The organism is Seonamhaeicola sp. ML3, assembly GCF_023273855.1.
Lineage (GTDB): Bacteria > Bacteroidota > Bacteroidia > Flavobacteriales > Flavobacteriaceae > Seonamhaeicola.
The window spans coordinates 895,366-920,300 of sequence record NZ_CP096884.1; the positions used below are offsets into that span (position 1 = coordinate 895,366).

Genomic DNA, 24,935 nt, shown 5'->3' on the forward strand with positions numbered 1-24,935 from the left:
AAAAAGTAAATGGTTTCCTTTATATTTACAAAAGGTATTTATTCACAATTACATGACTTTAAAAGACAAACTAGCTGCCCAAAGAATCTATATGCTTCTTGGGGCACTTTTCATTACATCTTTGGTGGTTTCGAACCTTATCTTCCAAAAATTTTTTTATTGGTATCCTCTAGACATCGAAATTTTTGGTAGTAAATTATTTGAAATATCTGTTGGTATTCTCCCTTACCCCATCACCTTTTTAATCACTGATTTAATCAGTGAAATATATGGTAAGAAACGGGCAAACCAAGTTGTAGTAACTGGTATTTTCGCATCTTTTTTTTCACTTTTAATTGTTTTTTCATCTAGCTTAGTTCCCGCTACATCATGGTCACCCGTTAATAACGAAATGTTTACTACGGTTTTTGGCAATACAATATTAGCGGTTTTTGCTAGTATGATGGCTTATCTCTTTGCTCAGTTTGTGGATATCCAGATATATCATTTTTGGAAAAGCCTCACCAAGGGTAAGCACTTATGGTTACGCAATAACTTTTCCACTTGGTTTTCGCAATTTGTAGACACATTTACTGTAGTTGGACTTTTGTGCTTATTCAATATAATTACTTGGGATAAATTTTTAGGCCTTTTAATGAGCGGCTTCTTATTTAAGGTTTTAGTCGCTGCTTGCGACACACCTTTTCTATACCTAGGTGTTTATCTTTTCAGAAAACGTTTCAAACTCAAAATCAACGAAGAGATAGATTTGCTTTAATATGGTTTACTTGTGATTATTTCTCAAGTAACTTTGAACCAAACGGTTTTGTCTGCCGTATATTTATTTAAAATGCATTCTTTATGAAACGAATTTTTAAAATAGTGGGAATTTCGATTCTTTCTATAGTCATTCTTCTTATTGCAATCCCTTTTGCTTTTCAGTCTCAAATATCAGAAATCGTTAAACGTTACATTAACAAAAACCTAAATGCAAAAGTAGAGTTTAGTGACATTAGTTTAAGTTTCATTAATAACTTCCCGCAAGCTAGTGTAAAGGTTTCAGATTTAACAATTACCAATTTTGAACCATTTAAAGACGAAATATTAGCAACCGCTAAAAATATTTCGTTAACCATGCCCATTAAAGAACTTTTTAAAAATGCAGATGAAGACCCCATAATAATAAACGCCTTTAAAATTGATGATGCGCTACTAACTTTAAAAACCGATAAATTCGGAAATACGAATTACGACATTGTAAAAACAGATAGCACTAACGCAACAACTGCTCAAAAAAACACTGGTTTTTCATTTAGCATAGAAGACTATAGCATTAACAATAGTGTCTTAACCTATTTAGACGAATCTTCGAATATGCTAATCTATCTTTCTGAATTAAATCATAGTGGTCATGGTACTTTCTCTGCCGAAACCTCTGAAATGAATACCGAAAGCAAGGCCAATCTTAGTTTCTCTATGGATAACGTCAACTATTTAGAGAATAATACGCTGACTTTAGATGCGGTTATTGGCTTAGATTTAGAGAAAAGCCTATACACTTTTAAAGACAATATTGGTTTTATTAACAAACTACCCATAGAATTTGACGGCTCTGTCCAGCAACTGGAAGAAGGACAGCTTTTAGACATAACTTTTGTTAATCCGCAAGCATCGTTTAAAGATTTCCTTGCCATTATGCCAAAAGCATATACCGAAGATTTAGATAAAATCGAAACAACTGGAAACTTTAATGTTAATGGCACTATAAAAGGCCTGAATTCTAATGAGACCATTCCCAATTTAGATATAAATATAACCTCTAATAATGCATCATTTAAATATCCAAACCTCCCAAAACAAGTGGAGCGAATAGCTATTAATGCCTCTTTAAAAAACAACACAGGTACACCAAAAGACACCTATATCGATATTAAAACATTAAACTTTAAAATCGATGAAGATGTTTTTAAATCTTCTGCCATGTTAAAAGATGTTACCGATAATATGCTGGTAAATGCTAACGTTGATGGCACTTTAAACTTAGCCAACATTACTAAAGTTTATCCTATAGCGTTTGATAAAACCCTAAGCGGTATTTTAAAAGGCAATATCAATACGGTTTTTGATATGAATGCTCTAGAAAACAATACCTACGAGCGCATTAAAACCAAAGGTGCTGTAAGTATAAATGATTTTGTTTTTTCTTCAGAAGACATTGTAAACCCCATCCATATCACTTCGGCCAATATGACCTTTAATCCTAAAGTGGTGTCCTTAAATAAATTTGAAGCCAAAACGGGCGAAAGTGATTTAAATGCCACAGGAAATATTGAAAATTTATTGGGCTTTCTGTTAAGCAATAATACGCTTAAAGGCACATTTAATGTAAAATCGAATCTGTTTAAGGTTAGTGACTTTATGACCGAAGACAAAACTATTGCCAAAGACAATAAAACGACCGGCAACGAAGAATCGTTGAGAATTCCAGAATTTTTAGATTGTACTATCCGAGCAAATGCTAAAACTGTTATTTATGACAATTTAAATTTAAAGGATGTAACCGGTACTCTAGTCATAAAAGACCAAGCAGCTAATTTTCAAGAAGTCACCTCAGCCTTGTTTGATGGCTCTCTGGCTCTTATTGGAAACGTATCAACAAAGGATAAAACACCGACTTTTGATTTAAATCTGGGTATTGCAGGTTTCGATATTGCCCAATCTTTTAACAATATGGAACTCCTTCAGAATCTTGCTCCAATAGCAAAACTTTTCCAGGGCAAGTTAAATTCTACTTTACACTTTTCTGGAAATCTAGACCATGAGTTTTCTCCAGAACTATCCTCAATATCTGGGATGGCTTTGGCAGAACTATTAACCACCAAAATCAATACCGATAATGCTGAACTATTCAAAGCCCTAGAAAGCCAATTCACTTTTATAGATTTTGATAAGTTAGATTTAAAAAACGTAAAAACGCAACTCGAATTTAAAGATGGTGCCGTAGGCACAAAACCTTTCAAACTCTATTATGAAGACATCGCTATTGATGTTTCGGGAAATCACAAGTTTGACAAAAGCTTAGATTACAAAGCCGTTTTCAATATTCCTGCTAAATATTTAGGAAGTGACATAAATCGCTTAATTGGTAAAATAAATTCTGAAGAAACCAATAATATTACAGTCCCTGTAACGGCAAATATTACTGGTCGGTATTCAGCTCCTAACATTAAAACCGACTTAAAGGCTTCTGTATCTAGCCTTACCAAACAGTTGATTGAAATTGAAAAACAAAAACTACTTAACCAAGGAAAGGATAAGGCTAAAGATGTATTGAAAGACTTCCTAAACAATAACACTAAAAGTACTGATTCAATTTTAGAAAAGAATCCCGAAGTAAAAACAGACTCTTCGATGACTATTACAGATGGCGTTAAAACAATTTTAAACGGTCTTCTGAAAAAAAATAAGAAACCTTAAAAGTGCTTTAAAACTTACTTTTTTGATTTTAAAAACAGATTAAAAGTTTTTTTTACCGTTCATCGACACTTTTTGTCGATTCGAAGACCAAAACAATCATTTTAAAGAATGCGATGTGGTGTTGTCTAATTAAATGTGCATCTTGCCGGGGAAAACCCTATTTAAGAACCAATAGCACAACTTAAAAATGAAATCTCTCAAAAATTTTATAGTTATTCTCATTACTATAAACCTATTCTCTTGTCAGCTAGGCGAGTTTGAAGATATTCCACAAGACCAAAATATAGATACTGAAGACAAAACACTTGGTGACTTTAATTTTAGCTCAATATTTAATTGGGAAAATACCCAAGACACTCAGATAGCCATCAACACAAAAGATAATGCTGGTAATGCCATAAAAAATGTTAGAGTGAGTGTTTGGAGCGACTTTGAGGAAGAAGAAGGCATCGAAATTATTAATGGTGTTACCAATGACCAAGGAGAATTTAACATCGTATACGAATTTAGTGCAGACATAACCGAAGTAGTCCTAAAAACTAACTTTATTGGTTTTGTACCAGAAATAAAAGTACCTGTTACAAACGGAAGCATAAGTCACACTTTTGGCGGAATTAAAGAAAGTCATTCTGGCAAGATTTCTAAACAAAATGCTATTTACGGCAAAATAGAAAACACCCTTAAGAGTACATTCAGCGCTAATGTCAACATTAATTATTTGGGAACCTTCGACAACAATGGTGTTCCCAATTACTTAGAACCTGAAAGAGATTATATAAGTGGTGATTTTTTAAATAGTGTCAATGCTGCACTTCCAGAGCGAAATCCAGTACCAACATATCATCCTGAATATTTAGAGACTCGAAACCAACACAACCTAATCATTACCGATGAGGCAGAAGTTTGGGTGACCTTTGTTTCTGAAGGCGCTGGATATAAGAACGTTCTTGCTTACTATACCTACGATAGAGATTTTCCGCCTCAATCACCTGAAGACATCACAGACTGTTACGTAATTTTTCCAAATACATCGTTTGCAGGTTCTGGAGGTGGTTTATATTCTGGAGACAAAGTTTCTTTAGGAACCTTCTCTGAGGGTACAGTTATTGGTTGGATGCTCATGAGAAATGGTTGGAAATCATCTAGCCAAACGCCGACTGAGGGTTTAGGGTTATTATATTCGAATTTAGAATTAAATCCGGAACCAAATATTGAGCACCGTCAACACTCTGTGCTTTTGTACGAAGAAGAAAATGATGTTTTCTTAATAGGATTTGAAGATTTAATAAGACCGGGAGGTGATAACGATTTTAATGATGCTATTTTTTACGCAACAGCCAACCCTATAGAAAACGTTCAAATTGAAGATATATTAATTGCCAATCCTGAACCTCTGGATGCTGATAGCGATAATATTTTTGATAGTTTCGACGACTATCCTCTAGACGCTACAATGGCTTTTAACAATTATTACCCAGGCAAGGATTTATTCGGCACATTGGCCTTTGAGGACAACTGGCCATCGCAAGCCGATTACGATTTTAACGACCTCGTTATAGATTACAACTTCAACTCTATAACAGACAATAACAACGATATTGTTTCTATAGAAGGCAAATTTGTTGTAAGAGCTATAGGAGCCAGTTTCGAGAACGGTTTTGGGTTCACACTAGACAATATTGCGCCTGCCTCTATCGCCTCTGTAACTGGAACTCAATATACCGAGAACTACATTCAAACCAATGCAAATGGTACTGAAGCCGGACAAAGCAGCGCTACAATTATTATATTTGATAATGCATGGGAACATGGTTACAGTAACACAAGACAGGAACATGGTTTTATCGATACCGATACGATTTCTGTTAAAATAGATTTTGTTACTCCAATTAGCGCTACTAGTCTCGACCAAGCCCCTTTTAACCCATTCATTATTGTAAATAAGGAAAGAGGTCGAGAAATTCACCTTGCCGACCACGCACCTAGTGACTTGGTAGACACCTCCTTTTTTGGGTATTCAAAAGATAATACCATACCAGGAAGTGGCACGTATTATAAAACCAGTGAGAACTTACCTTGGGGGCTTAACTTCCCAAGTAAATTCGATTACCCAATAGAACAAGCCAATTTAGACGAGGGCCACTTAAACTTTATACCATGGGCATTAAGTGAAGGGCAAATCTTTAAAAACTGGTACAAAAATGAAGAAGGATACAGGGATCACTCAAAAATCTACCAAGATTAATTAGACTTTATAAATAACATAATTCTATATAATTCAGCTTTTGGTGTAAGCTTTAGTAATTTGTTGCTACAAATGCTGCATGATAGTTTTATACTTGTTCTTAGGTTTAATGACCGCCATTATCGGCGCGGTACCTTTAGGCGCTAGTAATATTGCAGTTATAAACACGTCTATAAAACAAAGCTCTAAACAGGCTTTGAAAATTGCACTAGCAGCTGGAATAGCAGAAGTTATCTTATCGCTTTATGCACTGCATTACAATGTAGCCATAACACACTTTTTTGAAAGCAACCTGATTATCCAGGTCAGTATCGCTATCATACTATTGCTTCTGGGGGCTTATTTATTTTTCAGAAAACCCAAACAAAAGTCTAAGATTAAGCCATTAAAATATAAATACGTTACTGGTTTTGTACTAGGTCTATTGAACCCACCGGTACTTATCTACTGGGTTTTGGTATATGGTTTTGTAAGCAGCCTGGGAGAGAGCATAATGCTTTCTGTTAAATCAACTTTTACGGTGCTCTTTTTCTTCTTTGCCGGTGTATATATAGGGAAATTTTTTACGCTTACACTCTACAGTAAGTTTAGTACACTTATTAAAAGTAAATTTCAGAATATAAATTTTGTAGTAGACAAAATAACAGCTGTCTTGATAACATTATTGGGTACAATGCAAACTATAAAACTTTATGTCTTCAATTAGAATGAGATTTTTACAACAATTCCCTCATTTGCCCTTACATTGAAAACTGTTTCATCCTCAAAAATTAAATACTGACCTTTAACTCCTACTAACTTACCTGTGTAAGTTTGAGCTTTTACAATATTTAAACTTTTTGGCTTTTCAGGGTACTGGCTTACTGGAAACTGCAAATTAGTCTCAGTGTTGTACTCTATAAAATAATCGATAACCTCATGTGGTATAAAATCTTTAAGACGTTGTCGCCACTCTTGTAAATCTTCGTCTTCTATATCGTGCTTTAACATTTTACGCCAATTCGTTTTATCAGAAACCTGTTCTTTTAGAGCAACTTCAGTTATCCCCGCAAGATATCGGTTAGGCACTTCAATAATCTCAATGGCTTCATGAGCCCCCTGATCAATCCATCGCGTTGGTACTTGACTCTTTCTTGTTACCCCAACTTTTACATTACTGGAATTAGCCAAATACACAATATGAGGTTGTAATTGTGCATTTTTTTCAAATTCCAAGTCGCGGTCTTCAATACCCAAATGCGCTTTGCTAAGTTCTGGTCTCATAACCCAATCGGCAGCTTGTGGCACTTCAAAAAAACATTGTTTATCAAAACCCTGACGGTAAATTGGCTTATCTTCCCCACAATTTAAACATTGGTATTTTACAAACTCCATTGTTATAGTTTTATTTAACAACTGATTCATATTAATAAAATCATTTTCAAACACTAAATAATATTGAATAGGGCTTGCAAACTCCGACTTCATTTTTGTTAAAACACCTTGATAGAACATGAAAAAAAAATGTTATTTTTAAAACCTTAAAGATAGCATAAATATGCCAATCCCTTTAGTAAATTCTATCGCATCCTGGTTCCTGAAGAAGCGTTTCCATCAAATTGAATTATTTTTAAAATACCCGAACGAAGTCCAGATAGAGCTGCTTCACAACTTGGTAGATTATGCTAAAAACACTGAGTTTGGAAAAAAATACGACTTCGCTTCTATTAAAAATTACGAAACCTTTGCCGAACGTATTCCCATAATGAATTATGATGGGTGGCAGGACATTATTAACCGCTCCAGACAGGGAGAAAACAATATTTTTTGGCCAAGCCCTATAAAATGGTTTGCAAAGTCGAGTGGAACCACCAGAGCTAAAAGCAAGTTTATTCCTGTTAGTGAAGAATCGTTAGAAGATTGCCATTACGCAGCAAGTAAAGACTTGCTTTGCATGTATCTTAACAACAATGAAAATTCGCAATTATTTACTGGTAAAAGTTTACGTTTGGGAGGAAGTAAGGAACTCTATAAAGAAAACGGAACTGTCTTTGGGGATTTATCTGCCATCTTAATTGACAATATGCCTTTTTGGGCCGAGTTTAGTAGCACTCCAAGTAACAAAGTGTCTTTAATGAGCGACTGGGAGCACAAAATGCAAGCTATTGTAGACGAAACTATAAACGAAAACGTAACGAGCTTAGCGGGCGTTCCTTCATGGATGTTAGTATTACTCAATAATGTCTTAGAAACATCTGGGAAGGGAAATCTTTTCGAAATTTGGCCTAATTTGGAAGTTTACTTTCACGGCGGCGTGAGCTTTACACCCTACAAAGACCAATACAAAAAAATCCTTCCGCAAAAGCATTTTAGGTACTACGAAATATATAATGCTTCTGAAGGTTTTTTTGCCATACAAGACCAAAACAATTCTAACGAATTATTGCTCATGTTAGATTATGGTATTTTCTACGAATTTATACCTATGGACATATACGCAAGTTCTGAAGAAAAAGCGATTCCTTTAAGTGAGGTTAAACTAAATGTTAACTATGCTGTTATCATCACAACCAATTCAGGACTTTGGCGTTATAAGATAGGGGATACTGTGAGGTTTACTTCCCTAAGTCCTTATAGAATTAGAATTTCTGGAAGAACAAAACACCATATTAATGTGTTTGGCGAAGAGCTCATAATAGAAAATGCCGAAGAAGCTCTAAAGAAAGTATGCAAAAGGACAAAAGCTGAAATTGTAGATTTTACTGCAGCCCCCATTTTTATGCAGGATAAAGAGAAAGGTGCCCATGAGTGGCTCATAGAATTTAAAACACTTCCCAAGGACATCGATTACTTTAATGAGTTATTCGACAATGCTCTAAAAGCCCTGAATTCCGATTATGAAGCTAAACGCTATAACAATATAACACTAAATAAACCCAAAATAAATATTGCAAGACATCAGCTGTTCCATGATTGGCTAAAACAGAACAATAAACTTGGCGGCCAACACAAAGTCCCTAGATTATCGAATACAAGAGATTATATGGACGAGCTTCTAAAGCTAAATTCTTAAAACTACATAAATACCGATTAAATGTAAGCACTAAAGTTTTTAAACGAGTATTTTGCCTAGTCATCCAAAAGGCTAAATATGACTTTGAGGAACTCACAAATTACTCTACATTTACTCCAGTTCTAAACAAAATGAAATTATTCCATAATGTTTATTATTGATTAATATATTCCATAAAAAAAGAAAAGCCACGCTATTTGCGTGGCTTTTCTTTTGTATACCTTTTGTACAACTTATTAAGATACTGCTTTAAGTTTCTTAAGGGTCGTTTTGGTTAATTTATCTTCTGCATATATTTTGGTTACATTGAGCTTCTTCTCATCAGAGCTTGGTAATTCAAACATGGCATCTGTTAGAATTTCTTCACAAAGCGAACGTAAACCTCTAGCTCCAAGCTTGTACTCTATAGCTTTATCTACAATAAACTCAAGAGCACCATCTGTGATGGTAAACTCAATATCATCCATCGAAAACAACTTAGCATATTGCTTGATTATAGCATTTTTAGGCTCTGTTAATATGGCCCTTAGTGTTTTAGAATCTAAAGGATCCATATGGGTAAGTACGGGTAATCTACCAATAATCTCAGGAATTAACCCAAAGTCCTTTAAATCCTTAGGAATAATGTACTGTAATAAATTATCTTGGTCTATTACCTCATCAGATTTAGAAGCACTGTAACCTACAGCCTGCATGTTAAGGCGTTTTGTGATGACTCTTTCAATACCATCAAAAGCACCACCTGCTATAAATAAAATATTTTCAGTATTTACTTCTATGAATTTCTGATCAGGATGTTTTCTTCCTCCTTTTGGCGGAACATTTACAACCGTACCCTCCAATAGTTTAAGTAGAGCTTGCTGTACTCCCTCTCCGGAAACATCTCTTGTAATGGAAGGGTTATCGCTTTTGCGAGCAATCTTGTCGATTTCATCAATGAAAACGATACCTTTTTCTGCTTTTTCAAGATTATAATCTGCTGCTTGTAACAAACGCGTTAGAATACTTTCTACATCCTCGCCAACATAACCTGCTTCAGTCAACACAGTAGCATCTACAATTGCTAGAGGCACATTTAACATTCTAGCAATGGTTTTTGCCATTAATGTTTTTCCTGTACCGGTTTGCCCAACCATAACGATATTACTTTTTTGAATATCAATATCATCTTTAGATGGTGGTTGCAATAAACGCTTGTAGTGATTATAAACTGCCACAGACATTACCTTTTTAGTAACATCTTGACCTATAATATACTCATCTAAAAACGCTTTAATCTGCTGTGGTTTACGAAGTTTTAATTCTGCAGACAAGTCACTGCTGTCGTTTTGTTTGGATTCTTCAAGTACAATACCATAAGCCTGCTCTATACATCTATCACATATATGCGCATCTAAACCTGCTATTAACAGATTAGTTTCAGACTTTTTTCTGCCACAAAACGAGCATTCTAATTCTTCTTTTGCCATTAATCTAATTCTATTTTCAAGGTGAATTAATCGTAAATACCTTTGCTACAATTAATTAAAATTACGAATTTTTATTTAATTCCTAGATAAAATCTCGTCGATCATACCATATTCCTTGGCCTTATCGGCTTTCATCCAGTAATCTCTATCACTATCTTCGTAGATTTTGTCGTAATCCTGCCCTGAATGCTTACTAATAATTTTATAGAGTTCTTCTTTTAAAATAAGAATTTCTCTAGCTGTAATTTCAATGTCACTTGCTTGACCTTGAGCCCCACCTAACGGTTGATGAATCATCACTCTTGAGTGAGTAAGACCACTTCGCTTTCCTTTTTCACCTGCACACAATAAAACGGCTCCCATGGACGCAGCCATACCAGTACAAATGGTTGCTACATCTGGCTTAATAAACTGCATGGTATCATAAATCCCTAGACCGGCATAAACACTACCTCCGGGAGAATTGATGTAAATCTGGATATCCTTGTTGGGATCGGTACTTTCTAAAAACAATAACTGCGCCTGGATAATGTTGGCCACCTGATCGTTTATCGCTGTACCCATAAAAATGATACGATCCATCATTAAACGTGAGAACACATCAAAAATGGCAATGTTCATCTGGCGCTCTTCAATAATATTTGGAGTTAAGTTAGTGGGGTACATACTACTTATTATTTTATTGTAGTAAGTACTGCTAATACCTTGGTCTTTTATTGCGAATTTCTCAAACTCTTTAGCGTAATCCATAGAATTTTTTGCTTTTTTATAAAATTAAACCCTTGATTTACATCAAGATAAAAATAAAACCTGCTTTTTTTGGCTTTCTTTTTTAGACAAAAAAGCGCTTAAATCAGCAGATTTAAGCGCTAAATATAGTGAATTATTCAATTACTTATTTATCACCGTAAACTTCTTTAACAAAGTTTTCGTAACTCAATTCTTTTACTTTAAGATTTGCTTTTTCTTTGTAAATCCCAAGTAATTTTTGACTTATTAATTGTTCTGAAATTCTTCTTGCTTCATCTTGGTTTGATAAAACACGAGCTGCAATACCATCTAGTTCTTCATCTGAAGGATTCATCTGCCCAAATTGAGCCATTTGCCCTTTTATCATTTCTCTAGCATGATTTTTAATATCATCCATAGTTACTTTGATATCGTTCTCCTCAATTAACTTTCCTTCTATTAATTGGTATCGTAAGCTCTTTTCAGACTTCTCATACTCTTCTTTAGCTTGAGTTTCATCCAATTCTTTTTCTCCAGCTGTTGCCATCCATTTTGTTAAGAATTCAGCAGGTAAATCGAATTTTGTGTTTTCCACTAAATACTCGGTAACATCATTTAAAAGCTTTTGATCTGCTTGTTGAACAAATTGCTTTTCGGCGTCTTCTTTTATTTTATCTTTTAGCTCTGTAACTGTTTTTACTGTACCCTCACCAAAAAGTTTATCGAACAACTCTTGATCTAAATCGGCCAATTCCCTTTTATTAATTTCAGAAACGGTAAAGGTTACTTCAATATCCAATCCATGAACATCATCATGCCCCAACTTTAAAGCATGCATTAACTCATGCTCATCATCATAAAGTCCTTTGGTTTTTAGGGTAATAACATCGCCTACTTTAGCACCAATAAATTTTTTCTCGGTAGCTTTTCCTTTAAATTTATCGAGGGTAAGCGTTACGGTGTTATCTATTTCTTTTTCAAGGTTTTCGAACGTCCCTGTAATTTCACTATCCTTTTCTACTGTATCTTGGGATACTAATTTACCATACTGACTTTGAATGCGCTCAATTTGCTCATCAATCATTTTATCATCAGCAATAATATTGTATTGCGTAATGGCTTTTTTACCCTTAAGCTTTACTTCAAACTCTGGCGCTAAACCTAATTCAAATTCAAAAGAAAAAGAATCAGAATCCCAATTGATATCATCTTGAGGTTTTGGTAATGGTTGCCCTAATACGTCTAACTTCTCTTCGGTTAAGTATTTGTTTAAAGCATCTTGTAGTAGCTTGTTTACCTCATCTACCAATACAGCTTTTCCATATTGTCTTTTCACCATACCCATAGGCACGTGCCCTTTTCTAAACCCAGGAATATTTGCTGTTTTACGGTAATCTGATAAGATTTTCTCAACTTTATCGCTATAATCTTCTTTAGCAATATCAACTTTCACCACCGCATTTAATGCATCAACGTTTTCTCTTGTAATGTTCATTTTAAAATGATATATAGCCCTTAAGGCAATTAACAGTTTTTATCTAACCAAAATTGGGATGCAAAAATAATATATTTTTACATCCCAACAAAGTTTTTAATATGCTGATTATAAGGCTATTTTTTATCTTCTGTTAACAGTGAATGTAATATGGATTGTAACACTGAAAGTAAAATACTAAAAAGCACAGCCACCCATATACTACTTACCGAAAAACCATCAATTAATTTATCTGCTAGAAGTATAATTAAAGCATTGATTATTAACAAGAATAAGCCTAAGGTCAACACCGTAATGGGCAAGGTGAAAATAACCAAAATTGGTTTCACAAAAAGATTTAATACCGACAAAACCACAGCCACTATAACTGCAGTGATGTAACCATCGACAGATACACCATTGAGTACATGGGCGATTACAAATACAGCAAGGGCGTTTATTAAAAGTTTGATAATGAGTTTCATTGGTTTAAATTAAGAAAAAATAATGAATTCATCCACCAAACTACTGTACTTTAAAGACAATAGGTATTGAGAAAGGAACTGCAACAGGTTTTCCCAATCGCGTTCCTGGTAAAATCTTTGGAAGACCTTCCATTACCTTTTAGGTCTCAGAAACCAGAAGTCTACTGTTAGATTTTACTTTTACATTTGTTACGTTTCCTACTTCGCTTACTTCAAAAAAAACAATTACACGTTGCTCACTTCCTTTAGTTAAACTTGAGTTTTTCAATAGTTTTGAATTAAATTGCCCCAAAATATATTTAGAAATCTTAGAACTGAAACAAGCTCTTCTATTTTTAAATCCTAGATTTTTTTCGCAACCCGGATAAACAGGAACAGTTTCTATAGCACCATTTGGCTGATTTACCTTTTCTAAAGTTACCAAATCAGTATTTCTAATTCTACCTTTCTTGTATTTTAAAAGATTGATCTGCTTTCCTGAAGTATCGTATTCTTTCCAAACGCCATGAAATTCATCATTGAGAAAATGACCTTCCCAGTGTAAATATCCAGTTTCATAGAACCGCTTTTCAATACCATTTTGTTTATCCTCAGAATTAACACCTTCTAGCCTAAGGTTTCCATTTCTAAAAAATTGCCTATAAACACCGTGCTTATATCCGTTTAGATAAGCGATTTCCCATTCAATTTCACCAGTATCGAAATAACTTCTCCATATTCCGTTAAGTTCCTGTTCAATGTAGTTTCCCTCTGATTTTAACACACCACTTTTGTAATATTCCCTGGCATATCCGTCACAAACCTCCTTCTCAAAAAACAAACTACCTGTTTCGTAAAACTCTTGATACAACAGTATTTCGTTTTTCTTGAATCTTTTTGATTTCACAGCACCACTCTTGTAAAAAGACATTCTAGCGTCTTTTAATTCACCTTGTGAATAGCCATACACCCTTTCTAACTCACCGGTCTCATAAAACGATTTCCACTGACCATGTTTCTTGTTGTTTCTATAAAAACCTGAAATTTTAAGGACACCATTACTGTAAAACTCAGAATACGCGCCATTTTCTATTGGTTCCTGAGAAATAGCCGAGAAAGGAATTAAAACACCTATAACGAGAAAAAAGAATATACACTTCATATGTCTATGTTGATACAAAATGTGAATATAAGAATTTTCTTAAAATTTTAAACAATAAAGCCTACAACTGCCTCAAAAAAATCTTTCGGATTCTCTGCATGCAACCAATGCCCTGAATTAGTTATTGTTACAATATTTGCCTTTGGAAATTGGTTTAAAATAAGCCGCTCATCTTCAGCCCCAATATATTCCGAACGGTCGCCTTTAAGGAATAAGGCATCCCCTTTAAATTTTAAATATGATGGTAACGACTCACCAATTTCGGCAACCTCAGCTTTTAAGACATCTAAGTTAATACGTAACCCCAATGTTCCTTTTTCGACCCAATATAAATTTTTGAGTAGAAATTGGCGGGTACCAAAATCGGTGACATGTGCTGCCAGAACTTTATCGGCTTCGCCTCTACTTTTGATAATTTCAAAATCCAATGCACTTAGGCCTTCCAGAATGGCATCGTGGTGTACTGGATAAAATCTAGGAGAAATATCGGCTACCAATAATTTAGAAACCAATTCGGGATTTAGACTGGAAAACAACATAGCGGTTTTACCTCCCATAGAATGCCCAAGCAATATTATATCCTCTAAGTTATGAGCGTTGCAGTAATTTTTCAAGTCTTCGGCAAGTAATTCATAACTAAAATCGTTATCCCAGAAACTACGTCCGTGATTACGCTGATCCACCAAATGCACTTCAAAACCCAGTTCGCTAAATTGACGCCCAAGTGTTTTCCAATTGTCGCTCATACCAAGAAAGCCATGTAGAATTACAAATGGCTTTCCTTCTCCAATAATGTTTGAATGTAATAGCATATAAGCCTCCTTTAATCCCTCCAAAGGAGGAAAACTGTTAGTTTAATATTTTAAAAATTGCCCGTTGTTAATACGTTTGAGTATTCCCTTCCATTTGGGAAGGACTAAGGATGGGCTTTTAGTTTCCTCAGATACATTTGAATAACATTCTCGACACCCAAATACAAACTTTCAGCGACCAAAGCATGACCAATAGACACTTCTAACAATCCAGGAATGTTATTCTTAAAAAACTCAATATTATCTAAAGACAAATCATGACCAGCATTAACACCCAACCCTAAATCGTTGGCCAGCTTAGCAGCATCTGTATAAGATTTCACTGCATATTTATTTCCCAATCCATATTGATGCGCAAAAGACTCTGTATACAACTCTATTCTGTCTGTTCCCGTTGCTTTAGCGCCTTCTATTTGCTTTAGAACAGGATCTACAAAAATGGAGGTTCTAATTCCATTTTGCTGAAACTCCTTAATAACATCTATTAAAAAATCCTTGTGCTTAATGGTATCCCAACCCGCATTACTCGTAATGGCATCTTCTGCATCGGGCACCAAAGTGACTTGCGTTGGTTTAACCTCTAATACCAAATCCATGAAAGATTGTATAGGGTTCCCTTCAATATTGTATTCTGTGTAAACCACAGGTTTTAAATCACGCGCATCTTGATAGCGAATATGGCGTTCATCTGGTCTTGGGTGAATGGTCACCCCTTCTGCTCCAAACCTCTGAACATCTTTTGCAAACTCTACTACATTTGGAACATCCCCACCACGAGAATTTCTTAATGTCGCAATCTTATTGATATTTACACTTAACTTTGTCATGAATTATTTTTTTCAGAGACAAAAGTATGTGAATTTTTTAATTAATTTGCAAAGGATATCAAAGCCATATGAAACTTTCACAATATATCATTAACGACATAAAACCGGTAGACAGCTCAAGCAAAGTTGGCGACCTACAGGCACTTTTTAATCAGCTTACATATTCTCATATTCCCGTGAAAGATACCAATGGGTATTTTATGGGATTACTTTTTGAAACCGATGTACATTGTTTTGAAAGTGACAAACCTGTTAGCGAATATTTATACGCTGTAGAAGACTTTTTTGTTAGAGACAACACACTATGGTTAGATGTTTTAGAAGCTTTTGCTAAAAACTCAGCCAATATCATGCCTGTTTTAGATGAAAAAAACAATTACCTTGGATATTATGAGCTTAAGGACATCATCGGGCTTTTTAACGAATCGCCATTTTTTCATTCGGCCGGATCGGTTCTGGTTGTTGAAAAAGGCATAAACGACTACTCTTTCAGTGAGATTAGTCAGATTGTAGAGTCTAATAATGGCAGGTTGCTGGGTGCTTTTGTCTCTCAAATTAAAAATGATGTTGTTCAAGTAACTTTAAAAGTAAGCAACACCAACCTTAACGAAATTATCCAGACCTACCGAAGATATAGCTACAATATAGTTTCAAATCATGTAGACGACAGCTATTACAAGAGCCTTAAAGACCGTTCTGATTATTTGAATAAATATTTAAACATGTAATTTGGAAATAACCATCACAAAACCATTTCCAAACTAAAAAAACAGTAGATGAAAATAGCCATATTTGGCCGATATAATAACAAGAACACCATTGATTCACTAGAAAGGTTACTTCACTTTTTCAAAGGAAAAGATATTGAGGTGCTTATTGAATCTGAATTTCTTCGTCTTATCGAATCTGAAACTTCTAGCAAGGACTTACATAGCTTATTCGGCACTTATGACACTTTAGACGAATCGTTCGAAATCCTTATAAGCATGGGAGGTGATGGCACCATTTTAAGAGCAATCCCCTCTGTTAAGGACCTAAATATCCCAATCATTGGAATCAATACCGGCCGACTTGGTTTTCTTGCCACCATTAGAATTGATGATATAGAGAGAGCGGTTCAGAATATGTTAGATGGTAAATACGTCATCTCCGAACGCACACTGTTATCCATAGAAACAGTTCCCGAAAATAAAGAAGTAAAGGCCTTGAATTTTGCGCTTAACGAAATAGCCGTAAGCAGAAAAAATACGACATCGATGATTACAGTTGAAACTCATCTGGATGGAGAGTTTCTCACCTCATATTGGAGTGACGGTCTTATTGTTTCAACACCTACTGGGTCTACTGGCTACTCATTAAGTTGCGGGGGGCCCGTTATTACACCCGGAGCAAACAGTTTTGTACTTACACCCATAGCACCACATAATCTTAGTGCAAGACCACTTGTAATTCCTGATTCTACCGAAATACAATTAAGCGTTAGTGGTCGTGAAAAACAGCATTTAGTATCGATGGATTCCAGAATTGCAACTTTAGACAATGAAACCATAATTAAAATAAGAAAAGCAGACTTTAAGATTAAGATGATCGACCTACTGGACGAGAGTTTTCTTAAAACGCTTAGAAATAAAATGCTTTGGGGAGAAGACAAACGCAATTAACCCTTGTACTACAATAATTTAGTGTAAATGTTGTTTAAAACTAATACAATTTAGCCCAAATTACATTTGGCTTGTCTTATTTATTATATTTGCAAACTTTTGAACATCAATGAAGCGTTTTACCATATTAGTATTAAGCATTTTAAGCATACATTTTGCCCATTCTCAAATTAACGAAATAGGGCTATATCTTGGTGGCAGTAATTTAATTGGTGATGTTGGTTCTACTGAGTATATTTCCCCTAATCAACTCGCTATTGGAGGGCTGTATAAATGGAATCGAAGCAAAAGACACTCATATCGGGCATCTCTAATTTTCACCAAACTGGAAGCCATGGATATTGATTCTGATGACCCCAGACGTATTCAAAGAGGACTTCAATTCTCTAGCAATATAACTGAATTATCGCTTGGAATGGAGTTGACTTTTAAAGATTTCAACCTACATTCTGAAAGGAAGATAGGAACACCTTATCTACATTCTGGAATTACAGCTGCTAAACATGATAATTACTATTTTGTAAATGGTGTCCAAATTTCTGAAAACACATCAAGTTGGGCTTTGGGCATACCCATGACCTTGGGTTACAAAGCAACTTTTATTGAAAACATTGTTTTTGGAATTGAAATTGGCGCTCGGTATACATTTTCCGATGAAATAGACGGGAGTGTCCCCAGTGATCCAAATAACGAACAATTTAGTTTTGGAAATATAAACAACAACGACTGGTATGTATTCTCTGGAATCACACTAACATATACCTTTGGTGAAAACCCCTGTTATTGCATAGAGTAAAATGGAACTAAAAGAACATATACTAAGTAATAAACTTCCCAACCATATAGCTATTATTATGGATGGCAATGGCCGTTGGGCTAAGCAGAAAGGTATGCTTAGGGCTTTTGGCCATGAAAACGGCACTAAATCTGTTAGAAGAACTGTAGAGGCTTGCGCAGAACTTGGTGTTAAAAATTTAACGCTTTATGCATTCTCTACTGAAAATTGGAACAGGCCAAAATTAGAAGTTCAGACACTAATGAAACTTTTAATATCGTCACTAAAAAAAGAAATTAAAACGCTTCAAGACAACAATATAAAACTTGCTGCCATTGGCAACTTAAACCTTTTACCTTCAAAGGTTTACAAAGAGCTATTTGAGGTTATCGAAAAAACAAAAGATAACGATACAATGACACTAACTTTAGCGCTTAGTTATGGCTCTAGAGAAGAAATACTAAATACTGTTAAAGAGATTAGTATTAAAGTTAAAAATAATATAATTTCGCCCGACAATATTGACGAATCAATTATAAATGAGCATCTTTACACGCAAAGTTTACCAGATGTAGACTTGCTTATTAGAACTAGCGGAGAACAACGCATAAGTAATTTTTTACTATGGCAAATTGCCTATGCAGAATTATATTTTACTAGTGTACTTTGGCCAGATTTTACACAAGAGCATTTGTACGAAGCTATTATTGAATATCAAAAAAGAGAGAGAAGATTTGGGAAAACAAGTGAACAACTTAACTAGTATTTTACCTTACAAAAAACATATACAGCTTTGTTTAACCATCCTACTTTTTATGGTAAGTTGCTTAAATCTTCAGGCACAAGACCTACCATTTAATACCAACAAAAAATATAAAGTAGGAGACATAACAGTTTCAGGTAGCACCACTTTTGGAGACAAAACAATAATCAACTATTCTGGCATAAGAAAGGGGCAAGAAATCAACATCCCTGGAGAAGAAATTGGAAATGCCATTAAAAAACTATGGGGCACCAAGCTCTTCAACAATATTGAAGTTTTTGTTACAAACATTGAAAACAATACAGCGTATCTTCAAATTAAACTTTCAGATTTACCGCAGCTTAACGAATTAAAAGTAAATGGTGTAAAACCAAGTAGAGTTCCTGACATCGTTAGCGACAACAAGTTAAACAAAGGAACGAAAGTAACCCAGAACCTTATCACAAATACCATAAACTTCTTAACCAGAAAATATAGAAAAGAGGGGTTCTTGAATACTAAAGTAAACATAAACACCATAGAGGTTAAAGACTCCGTTCAAACCGCTAGGGTAAATATGGTTTTAAATATAGATAAGGGAGAGAAAGTAAAGATTAAGGATATTGTTTTTAATGGTAACAATGCAATGAAAGATAAGGCTTTGAGAAAAGCCATGAAAAGCACCAAAAAAATAAATAGAATAAGAGTACTAAAACGCTCTAAATTTATAGACTCGGCCTATCAAGCAGATTTAACCAGTGTAGTAGATAAGTTTAAGGAATATGGATATAGAGACGCTAGAATTGTATCGGACTCTATTATATACAATGACGATAAAACCATTTCACTTCAAATAAATGTCAACGAAGGTGAACTCTACACTTTTGGAGACATCAAATTTATTGGAAATACAGTTTATAGCGATAAGCAACTACACAATCTATTACGAATTAACAAAGGGGACACCTACAATGGGGTACTCTTACAAAAACGTATCGCAGATAACTCAAAACCTGATGCTAGTGACATAACCAACCTTTACCAAAACAATGGTTATTTATTCTCAACTATACGACAGGTAGAAACCAGTGCTGATAACAACGTAATTGACATGGAAATTAGAATTACCGAAGGTAAAGCGGCACATTTTAATAAAGTATCGGTTGTTGGTAACGATAAAACAAACGACCATGTAATTTACAGGATGTTAAAAACAAGGCCTGGACAATTATATAGTAAAGCCAATGTGGTTAGAACGGTTCGTGAGCTTGGTCAATTAGGATTCTTTGATGCCCAAGAAATTGCACCTAATTTCAATAATCCTAATCCAGTTGAGGGCACTATAGATATGGAATATTCTGTAAAGGAAACAGGATCTAGCCAAATTGAACTTCAAGGTGGTTATGGTGGCGGTGGTTTTATCGGTACTTTAGGATTGTCTTTCAATAACTTTTCTATGAAAGACATTTTCAAAAAAGAAGCCTACAAGCCAATTCCAATGGGAGATGGACAAAGTTTATCTCTACGTTTACAGGCTAGTAGATTCTTTCAAACTTACAGCTTTCAATTCTCTGAACCTTGGTTAGGCGGGAAAAAGCCTGTTCAATTTTCAACATCTATATCCCATACAAAGCAGTTTTTATTCGATTTTGTAAATAGAAGAGCAGATAAGAGTAGAAGTTTTAACATTACAGGAGTTACATTCGGACTTGCAAAACGATTAACAGTTCCTGATGAATATTTCACCCTATCCAATGCCATTAGTTTTCAGCGTTATGATTTAAACAACTACAACACTGGCCTCTTTACTTTTGGAGATGGTTTCTCTAATAATTTATCTTATAGTATTGGTTTAACACGAGATAATACAAGGTTTGACCCAATTTTCCCCACTGGAGGTTCTAAGTTTTCTACTACTTTAAAATTTTCATTCCCTTACTCGTTAATTAATGGCGTAGACTACACGGCTTTAAGAGAGGAACGTGAGCAAAATGAAGGCATAACAAGAAATGTAACCAGCTCACCTTTAGAAGTGGAAAATGCCAACAGTAGAATCTCTGAAATCGACCAAGAACGCTTTAAATGGTTAGAGTTTTACAAAGTAAACTTTAAAGGCGAGTGGTATAACGAAATAGCTAAAAACCTTGTATTGAGACCCCTAGTTGAATTTGGGTTCTTGGGTGCTTATAACAATGACAGAGGTGCCATACCTTTTGAGAGGTTTTTTGTGGGAGGAGATGGTTTAGGACAATTTAGCTTAGATGGAAGGCAGGCTGTTCAATTACGTGGTTACCCAAATCAATCCCTAGCGCCTTTCAATCAAACCACTGGTCAAGTTTTTAATGATGGAGCAACCATTTACAATAAATTTTCTTTAGAACTACGTTACCCTATTACTTTAAAGGCTTCTGCTAAAATTTATGCCCTAGGGTTCCTAGAAGCTGGTAATTCTTGGAACAACTTTAAAGATTACAATCCTTTTAATGTAAATAGATCTGCAGGGTTAGGTGTTAGAATCTTTATGCCTGCGTTTGGTTTACTAGGAATAGATTTTGGACATGGATTTGACCCTTTACCTGGACAAGTTGAGAAACACGGATGGGAAACTCACTTCATAATTGGACAACAGTTTTAAGGACTAAAAAAAATTTGGCACGATATTTTCTAACTACTTAATAATGTTTTGCAGAATAATTAAAATTTTTAATGTTAAATTTCGTTAATTTTGAGAATTCAGTGACTAAAACCTAAACAAAGGAATATGCGAAACAAAGTTCTTTTTTTATTGATATTAATATTACTAAGCGGATCCCTTTTTGCTCAAAGAGGTGTTAGGGTGGCCTACATCGATACAGAATACATTTTAGAAAATGTTCCAGAGTACCAGGAAGCCGTAAACCAGTTAAATCAAAAAGCAGATAACTGGAAGAATGAAATTGAGGTTAAGCTAAATGAAATTGAACAGAAACGAAAAGACCTTAGTAATGAAAAAGCATTATTGACTAAAGAGCTTATCGAGGAGCGTGAAGAAGATATTTACTTTGAGGAAAAAGAAATACTAGATTATCAGCAAAAGCGATTTGGACCCAATGGTGATTTGTTCATACAGCAGAAACAACTAATGCAACCTGTTCAAGATCAAATATTCGCCGCAGTTCAAGATATAGCTACCACAAGAAAGTATGATTTTATTTTCGACAAATCCTCTGATGACACAACAATGCTCTTTTCGGCAAAGCAATATGATATAAGCGAAACCGTAATAAGAAGTATTACAAGAACCTCGAAAAGAAACCAAGCTAAATCTAAAGCCGAACGTAAAGCAGCGGAGGCCGAAGAATTGGTTCCAGAAGTAAACCTAGAACAGGAGGCTAGAGAAAAAGCCCTAGAGGAAAAGAAAAAAGCTAGAGAGAGTGTTATAGAAAAAGCCAGACAAGAGAAATTAGCGGCACGTGAAGCCAAAGTTAAAGCTGCTGAAGCTAAGCGTTTAAAAATTATTGAAGACCGCGAAAAGGCTAGACAAGCTAAATTAGATGCCAGAACAACACCTCAAAGCTCAACAGACAAGCCTACTGAAGCTAAAACTGAGCCTGAGACTAAAACTGAGACAAAAACAAAAGAACAGCTTTTAGAAGAAAACAGACAAAAAAAATTAGCTGAACGCGAGGCTAGAATTAAAGCACTGGAAGAGAAAAAGAAAAAAATACTAGAAGACAGACAAAAGGCTCTAGAAGAAAGAAAAAGAATTAGAGACAGTATAAACAAAAATTAATAATTTATAACACATTTAACTATTTTAAAATGAAACACTTAAAAACTATTTTATTAGCAACGGCAGTATGTATAGGAAGTATTAGTTTTTCTCAAGCGCAAAGTAAAGTTGCTCACATAAATACACAAGAATTAATTGCTGCGATGCCAGAGATGAAAGCGGCTCAAAAAGAAATACAGGCTTTACAAAAAACTTATGAAACAGATTACCAAGCCTCTGTTACTGAGTTTCAAAATAAAGCAAAACAGTATGATGCCGAAAGTGCAACAAAAACAGATGAAGAAAACGCAAAAAGAGTACAGGAGATACAAGGTATGCAGCAAAATATCCAGCAATTTCAGGCTGATGCAGCGCAAAATATCAGAAAAAAAGAAATCGATTTGCTACAACCTATTACAGAAAAAGCGAAAGCTGCTATCTTGAAAGTAGGAAGAGCTCAAGGTTTTGACTATGTCTTAGATTCATCTCAAGGTGTAGCTATTCTAGCAGACGGTAAAAACTTGCTTGATGATGTTAAAAAAGAACTAGGAATTTAATTTTTCCAAAAAGGTTCTCATTAATAGAATCTCACAATTAATAAAATATTTTAAAAGCTGCTTTATTGAATAAAGCAGCTTTTTTATTTATCCTTAAGTATTCGAAAATCACAAATAAGTTGATAATATTCAATATTTTTAGAGCCTATGAACAAACAACCCATTGGTATTTTTGACTCCGGTGTTGGAGGGACTTCTATTTGGAAAGAAATTCATAAACTCTTACCAAATGAGCATACTATGTATTTGGCAGATAGCGCAAATGCACCCTATGGCCCTAAAGGAAAAGAAATCATTACCAATTTATGTATTAAGAATACCGAGTTACTTTTAGATAAAGGGTGCAAACTTATTGTTGTTGCTTGTAACACAGCTACAACAAACGCTATAGACTACTTAAGAGCGAATTACCCTGTTCCTTTTATTGGTATTGAGCCAGCTATAAAACCGGCTGCCCTTCAAACACAAACTAACGCCATTGGTATATTGGCGACCTACGGCACTTTAAGCAGTGAACTGTTTTCGAAAACCTCAGGAAAATTTGCCGCTAATATAAATGTCATAGAACAAGATGGCGATGGTATTGTTGACCTTATAGAAAGTGGAAATTTATACTCTGAAGAAATGACTGCGCTCTTAAAAAAGTATTTAACCCCCATGATTAGTGCCAATATAGATTATTTGGTTTTAGGATGTTCTCATTATCCTTATCTAATACCTATTTTAAAGAACATACTACCACAAAAGGTAAAAATAATTGACTCTGGTGAAGCTGTAGCCAGACAGACTAAAGCTATTTTAGAACAAAACGGATTATTAAATACAGAAAGCAAGTCTTCTGAAATTGAGTTTTTTACCAACGGAAACCCTGAGGTATTAAGTAACCTTTTAGGTACAGATTTTAATGTTACTTATCTAGGTTTTTAAAATTAAACTGTTTTTCCGGGGAAGGCAGGTCTATGAATGTAAAGCACAAACTTAGTGTAGCTTTAACATAAAAATGTATTACGTTCCATTTATCTAAAGCTAAAGGCTTTAATAAAACTTTTCTGCATTAAAATTCAAACCTTAAAACAACAGAATAAATCTGGATTCCTGCCTACGCAGGAATGACACTGAGTTCATAGTTAGACCTGAAGCGATAACCTCAGTAGACCCTGAAACTAGTTCAGGGAGACAAGATTGTTATTTAAACCAACTAGAATATTTAATATAGGCATCAGCAATACGATTGATTTCTCCAGATATTAATTCCTCACTTATATCTTTTATCTTTTTTGCAGGAACACCAGCATAAATACTTCCTGCCTCTACTTTTGTGTTTTTAGATAACACCGCACCTGCTGCTATAATAGAATTACTTTCAATAATGCAGCCATCCATAAGAACAGCTCCCATGCCTATAAGGACATTGTCATGTATTGTACAGCCATGTACTATGGCATTATGGCCAATAGAGACATTATTCCCAATCTCTGTAGCGGCACTTTTGTATGTTCCGTGGATTACAACGCCATCTTGTATATTGACCTTATTACCCATCTTGATATAATTTACATCACCGCGAACCACCGCACTAAACCAAACACTACATGCTTCTCCCATAACAACATCTCCTACAATGGTAGCATTGGGTGCTACAAAACAATCTTCTGGTATTTTTGGTGAGACTCCTTTTACTGGTAAAATAACTGGCATAACATTTCCTTTTTTGTCATTCCTGCGAAGGCAGAAATCTATTAATTCAACTTATGTAGAT

22 protein-coding genes are annotated in these 24,935 nt (G+C 34.8%); 13 read left to right on the top strand and 9 right to left on the bottom strand.

The features are described 5' to 3' along the window. Window positions 1-52: 52 nt before the first annotated feature. The 4 genes from M0214_RS04130 (at window position 53) to M0214_RS04145 (ending at window position 6,407) form a co-directional block, all read left to right on the top strand. Window positions 53-757: a queuosine precursor transporter gene (locus M0214_RS04130; RefSeq protein ID WP_248724929.1), complete on the top strand. Its 705-nt coding sequence runs from the start codon at window positions 53-55 to the stop codon at window positions 755-757. Window positions 758-840: 83 nt separating this feature from the next. After that, window positions 841-3,456 carry an AsmA family protein gene (locus tag M0214_RS04135; RefSeq protein WP_248724205.1) on the top strand — a complete coding sequence of 872 codons (2,616 nt, stop codon included), beginning with the start codon at window positions 841-843 and terminating at the stop codon, window positions 3,454-3,456. Window positions 3,457-3,643: 187 nt separating this feature from the next. Further along, a complete protein-coding gene (locus M0214_RS04140; RefSeq protein ID WP_248724206.1) occupies window positions 3,644-5,701 on the top strand; it encodes an LruC domain-containing protein in 2,058 nt (685 codons plus the stop codon). Window positions 5,702-5,780: 79 nt separating this feature from the next. After that, window positions 5,781-6,407 carry a LysE family transporter gene (locus M0214_RS04145; protein ID WP_248724207.1) on the top strand — a complete coding sequence of 209 codons (627 nt, stop codon included), beginning with the start codon at window positions 5,781-5,783 and terminating at the stop codon, window positions 6,405-6,407. Here the strand turns inward: M0214_RS04145 and M0214_RS04150 are convergent. Continuing rightward, entirely contained in the window at window positions 6,404-7,195 is a 792-nt protein-coding gene (locus M0214_RS04150; protein WP_248724208.1) for a DUF2797 domain-containing protein, read from the bottom strand. The two genes, M0214_RS04145 and M0214_RS04150, sit on opposite strands and share 4 nt — an antisense overlap. Window positions 7,196-7,238: 43 nt before the next feature. Here M0214_RS04150 and M0214_RS04155 point away from each other — a divergent pair, with 43 nt between their 5' ends. After that, a complete protein-coding gene (locus M0214_RS04155) occupies window positions 7,239-8,753 on the top strand; it encodes a GH3 auxin-responsive promoter family protein (RefSeq protein ID WP_248724209.1) in 1,515 nt (504 codons plus the stop codon). 236 nt (window positions 8,754-8,989) lie between these two features. Here M0214_RS04155 and clpX read toward each other — a convergent pair whose 3' ends face one another. From clpX to M0214_RS04190, 7 genes are all read right to left on the bottom strand, one after another. Then, window positions 8,990-10,222 (bottom strand): ATP-dependent Clp protease ATP-binding subunit ClpX, encoded by a 1,233-nt coding sequence (gene clpX / locus M0214_RS04160; protein ID WP_248724210.1) that lies wholly within the window; start codon window positions 10,220-10,222, stop codon window positions 8,990-8,992. Between the two features lie 75 nt (window positions 10,223-10,297). Further along, window positions 10,298-10,972 (bottom strand): ATP-dependent Clp endopeptidase proteolytic subunit ClpP, encoded by a 675-nt coding sequence (gene clpP / locus M0214_RS04165; RefSeq protein WP_248724211.1) that lies wholly within the window; start codon window positions 10,970-10,972, stop codon window positions 10,298-10,300. Window positions 10,973-11,117: 145 nt separating this feature from the next. Beyond that, complete coding sequence (gene tig, locus M0214_RS04170) at window positions 11,118-12,446, bottom strand: trigger factor (RefSeq protein ID WP_248724212.1); 1,329 nt, start codon at window positions 12,444-12,446, stop codon at window positions 11,118-11,120. Window positions 12,447-12,562: 116 nt separating this feature from the next. After that, window positions 12,563-12,910, bottom strand: coding sequence for a phage holin family protein (locus M0214_RS04175; protein ID WP_248724213.1), 348 nt, complete (start codon window positions 12,908-12,910; stop codon window positions 12,563-12,565). Window positions 12,911-13,049: 139 nt separating this feature from the next. Next, window positions 13,050-14,051, bottom strand: a complete 1,002-nt coding sequence (locus M0214_RS04180; RefSeq protein WP_248724214.1) for a toxin-antitoxin system YwqK family antitoxin — start codon at window positions 14,049-14,051, stop codon at window positions 13,050-13,052. A 47-nt stretch (window positions 14,052-14,098) separates the two neighbouring features. Then, the gene (locus tag M0214_RS04185) at window positions 14,099-14,863 is read right to left on the bottom strand and encodes an alpha/beta fold hydrolase (RefSeq protein ID WP_248724215.1); all 765 of its coding nucleotides are present in this window, start codon (window positions 14,861-14,863) and stop codon (window positions 14,099-14,101) included. 104 nt (window positions 14,864-14,967) lie between these two features. Beyond that, on the bottom strand, window positions 14,968-15,690 hold the full coding sequence (locus M0214_RS04190) for a pyridoxine 5'-phosphate synthase (RefSeq protein ID WP_248724216.1): 723 nt from the start codon (window positions 15,688-15,690) through the stop codon (window positions 14,968-14,970). A 68-nt stretch (window positions 15,691-15,758) separates the two neighbouring features. Between M0214_RS04190 and M0214_RS04195 the strand changes: the two genes are divergently transcribed. From M0214_RS04195 to murI, 8 genes are all read left to right on the top strand, one after another. Continuing rightward, window positions 15,759-16,418: a CBS domain-containing protein gene (locus M0214_RS04195; RefSeq protein WP_248724217.1), complete on the top strand. Its 660-nt coding sequence runs from the start codon at window positions 15,759-15,761 to the stop codon at window positions 16,416-16,418. Window positions 16,419-16,466: 48 nt separating this feature from the next. Then, complete coding sequence (locus M0214_RS04200) at window positions 16,467-17,351, top strand: NAD kinase (protein WP_248724218.1); 885 nt, start codon at window positions 16,467-16,469, stop codon at window positions 17,349-17,351. 109 nt (window positions 17,352-17,460) lie between these two features. Then, complete coding sequence (locus tag M0214_RS04205) at window positions 17,461-18,147, top strand: DUF6089 family protein (RefSeq protein WP_248724219.1); 687 nt, start codon at window positions 17,461-17,463, stop codon at window positions 18,145-18,147. A 1-nt stretch (window position 18,148) separates the two neighbouring features. After that, entirely contained in the window at window positions 18,149-18,889 is a 741-nt protein-coding gene (locus M0214_RS04210; RefSeq protein ID WP_248724220.1) for an isoprenyl transferase, read from the top strand. Between the two features lie 52 nt (window positions 18,890-18,941). Continuing rightward, entirely contained in the window at window positions 18,942-21,503 is a 2,562-nt protein-coding gene (locus M0214_RS04215) for an outer membrane protein assembly factor (protein ID WP_248724221.1), read from the top strand. Window positions 21,504-21,629: 126 nt separating this feature from the next. Beyond that, on the top strand, window positions 21,630-22,640 hold the full coding sequence (locus tag M0214_RS04220) for an OmpH family outer membrane protein (protein ID WP_248724222.1): 1,011 nt from the start codon (window positions 21,630-21,632) through the stop codon (window positions 22,638-22,640). A 29-nt stretch (window positions 22,641-22,669) separates the two neighbouring features. Further along, window positions 22,670-23,176: an OmpH family outer membrane protein gene (locus M0214_RS04225; protein WP_248724223.1), complete on the top strand. Its 507-nt coding sequence runs from the start codon at window positions 22,670-22,672 to the stop codon at window positions 23,174-23,176. Window positions 23,177-23,323: 147 nt separating this feature from the next. Next, window positions 23,324-24,103: a glutamate racemase gene (gene murI / locus M0214_RS04230; RefSeq protein ID WP_248724224.1), complete on the top strand. Its 780-nt coding sequence runs from the start codon at window positions 23,324-23,326 to the stop codon at window positions 24,101-24,103. Window positions 24,104-24,361: 258 nt separating this feature from the next. On the opposite strand, the gene M0214_RS04235 is transcribed toward murI, so the two are convergent. Continuing rightward, window positions 24,362-24,874 (bottom strand): gamma carbonic anhydrase family protein, encoded by a 513-nt coding sequence (locus tag M0214_RS04235; RefSeq protein WP_248724225.1) that lies wholly within the window; start codon window positions 24,872-24,874, stop codon window positions 24,362-24,364. Window positions 24,875-24,935 lie beyond the last annotated feature (61 nt).

Coding starts and splice junctions, on each gene's coding strand:
- M0214_RS04175 (WP_248724213.1), bottom strand. CDS start 12,910: ATGAAACTCATTATCAAACTTTTAATAAACGCCCTTGCTGTATTTGTA.
- M0214_RS04205 (WP_248724219.1), top strand. CDS start 17,461: ATGAAGCGTTTTACCATATTAGTATTAAGCATTTTAAGCATACATTTT.
- clpP (WP_248724211.1), bottom strand. CDS start 10,972: ATGGATTACGCTAAAGAGTTTGAGAAATTCGCAATAAAAGACCAAGGT.
- M0214_RS04195 (WP_248724217.1), top strand. CDS start 15,759: ATGAAACTTTCACAATATATCATTAACGACATAAAACCGGTAGACAGC.
- M0214_RS04235 (WP_248724225.1), bottom strand. CDS start 24,874: ATGCCAGTTATTTTACCAGTAAAAGGAGTCTCACCAAAAATACCAGAA.
- M0214_RS04220 (WP_248724222.1), top strand. CDS start 21,630: ATGCGAAACAAAGTTCTTTTTTTATTGATATTAATATTACTAAGCGGA.
- M0214_RS04135 (WP_248724205.1), top strand. CDS start 841: ATGAAACGAATTTTTAAAATAGTGGGAATTTCGATTCTTTCTATAGTC.
- M0214_RS04130 (WP_248724929.1), top strand. CDS start 53: ATGACTTTAAAAGACAAACTAGCTGCCCAAAGAATCTATATGCTTCTT.
- M0214_RS04140 (WP_248724206.1), top strand. CDS start 3,644: ATGAAATCTCTCAAAAATTTTATAGTTATTCTCATTACTATAAACCTA.
- M0214_RS04215 (WP_248724221.1), top strand. CDS start 18,942: ATGGTAAGTTGCTTAAATCTTCAGGCACAAGACCTACCATTTAATACC.
- M0214_RS04190 (WP_248724216.1), bottom strand. CDS start 15,690: ATGACAAAGTTAAGTGTAAATATCAATAAGATTGCGACATTAAGAAAT.
- M0214_RS04210 (WP_248724220.1), top strand. CDS start 18,149: ATGGAACTAAAAGAACATATACTAAGTAATAAACTTCCCAACCATATA.
- M0214_RS04180 (WP_248724214.1), bottom strand. CDS start 14,051: ATGAAGTGTATATTCTTTTTTCTCGTTATAGGTGTTTTAATTCCTTTC.
- murI (WP_248724224.1), top strand. CDS start 23,324: ATGAACAAACAACCCATTGGTATTTTTGACTCCGGTGTTGGAGGGACT.
- M0214_RS04225 (WP_248724223.1), top strand. CDS start 22,670: ATGAAACACTTAAAAACTATTTTATTAGCAACGGCAGTATGTATAGGA.
- M0214_RS04145 (WP_248724207.1), top strand. CDS start 5,781: ATGATAGTTTTATACTTGTTCTTAGGTTTAATGACCGCCATTATCGGC.
- M0214_RS04150 (WP_248724208.1), bottom strand. CDS start 7,195: ATGTTCTATCAAGGTGTTTTAACAAAAATGAAGTCGGAGTTTGCAAGC.
- tig (WP_248724212.1), bottom strand. CDS start 12,446: ATGAACATTACAAGAGAAAACGTTGATGCATTAAATGCGGTGGTGAAA.
- M0214_RS04200 (WP_248724218.1), top strand. CDS start 16,467: ATGAAAATAGCCATATTTGGCCGATATAATAACAAGAACACCATTGAT.
- clpX (WP_248724210.1), bottom strand. CDS start 10,222: ATGGCAAAAGAAGAATTAGAATGCTCGTTTTGTGGCAGAAAAAAGTCT.
- M0214_RS04185 (WP_248724215.1), bottom strand. CDS start 14,863: ATGCTATTACATTCAAACATTATTGGAGAAGGAAAGCCATTTGTAATT.
- M0214_RS04155 (WP_248724209.1), top strand. CDS start 7,239: ATGCCAATCCCTTTAGTAAATTCTATCGCATCCTGGTTCCTGAAGAAG.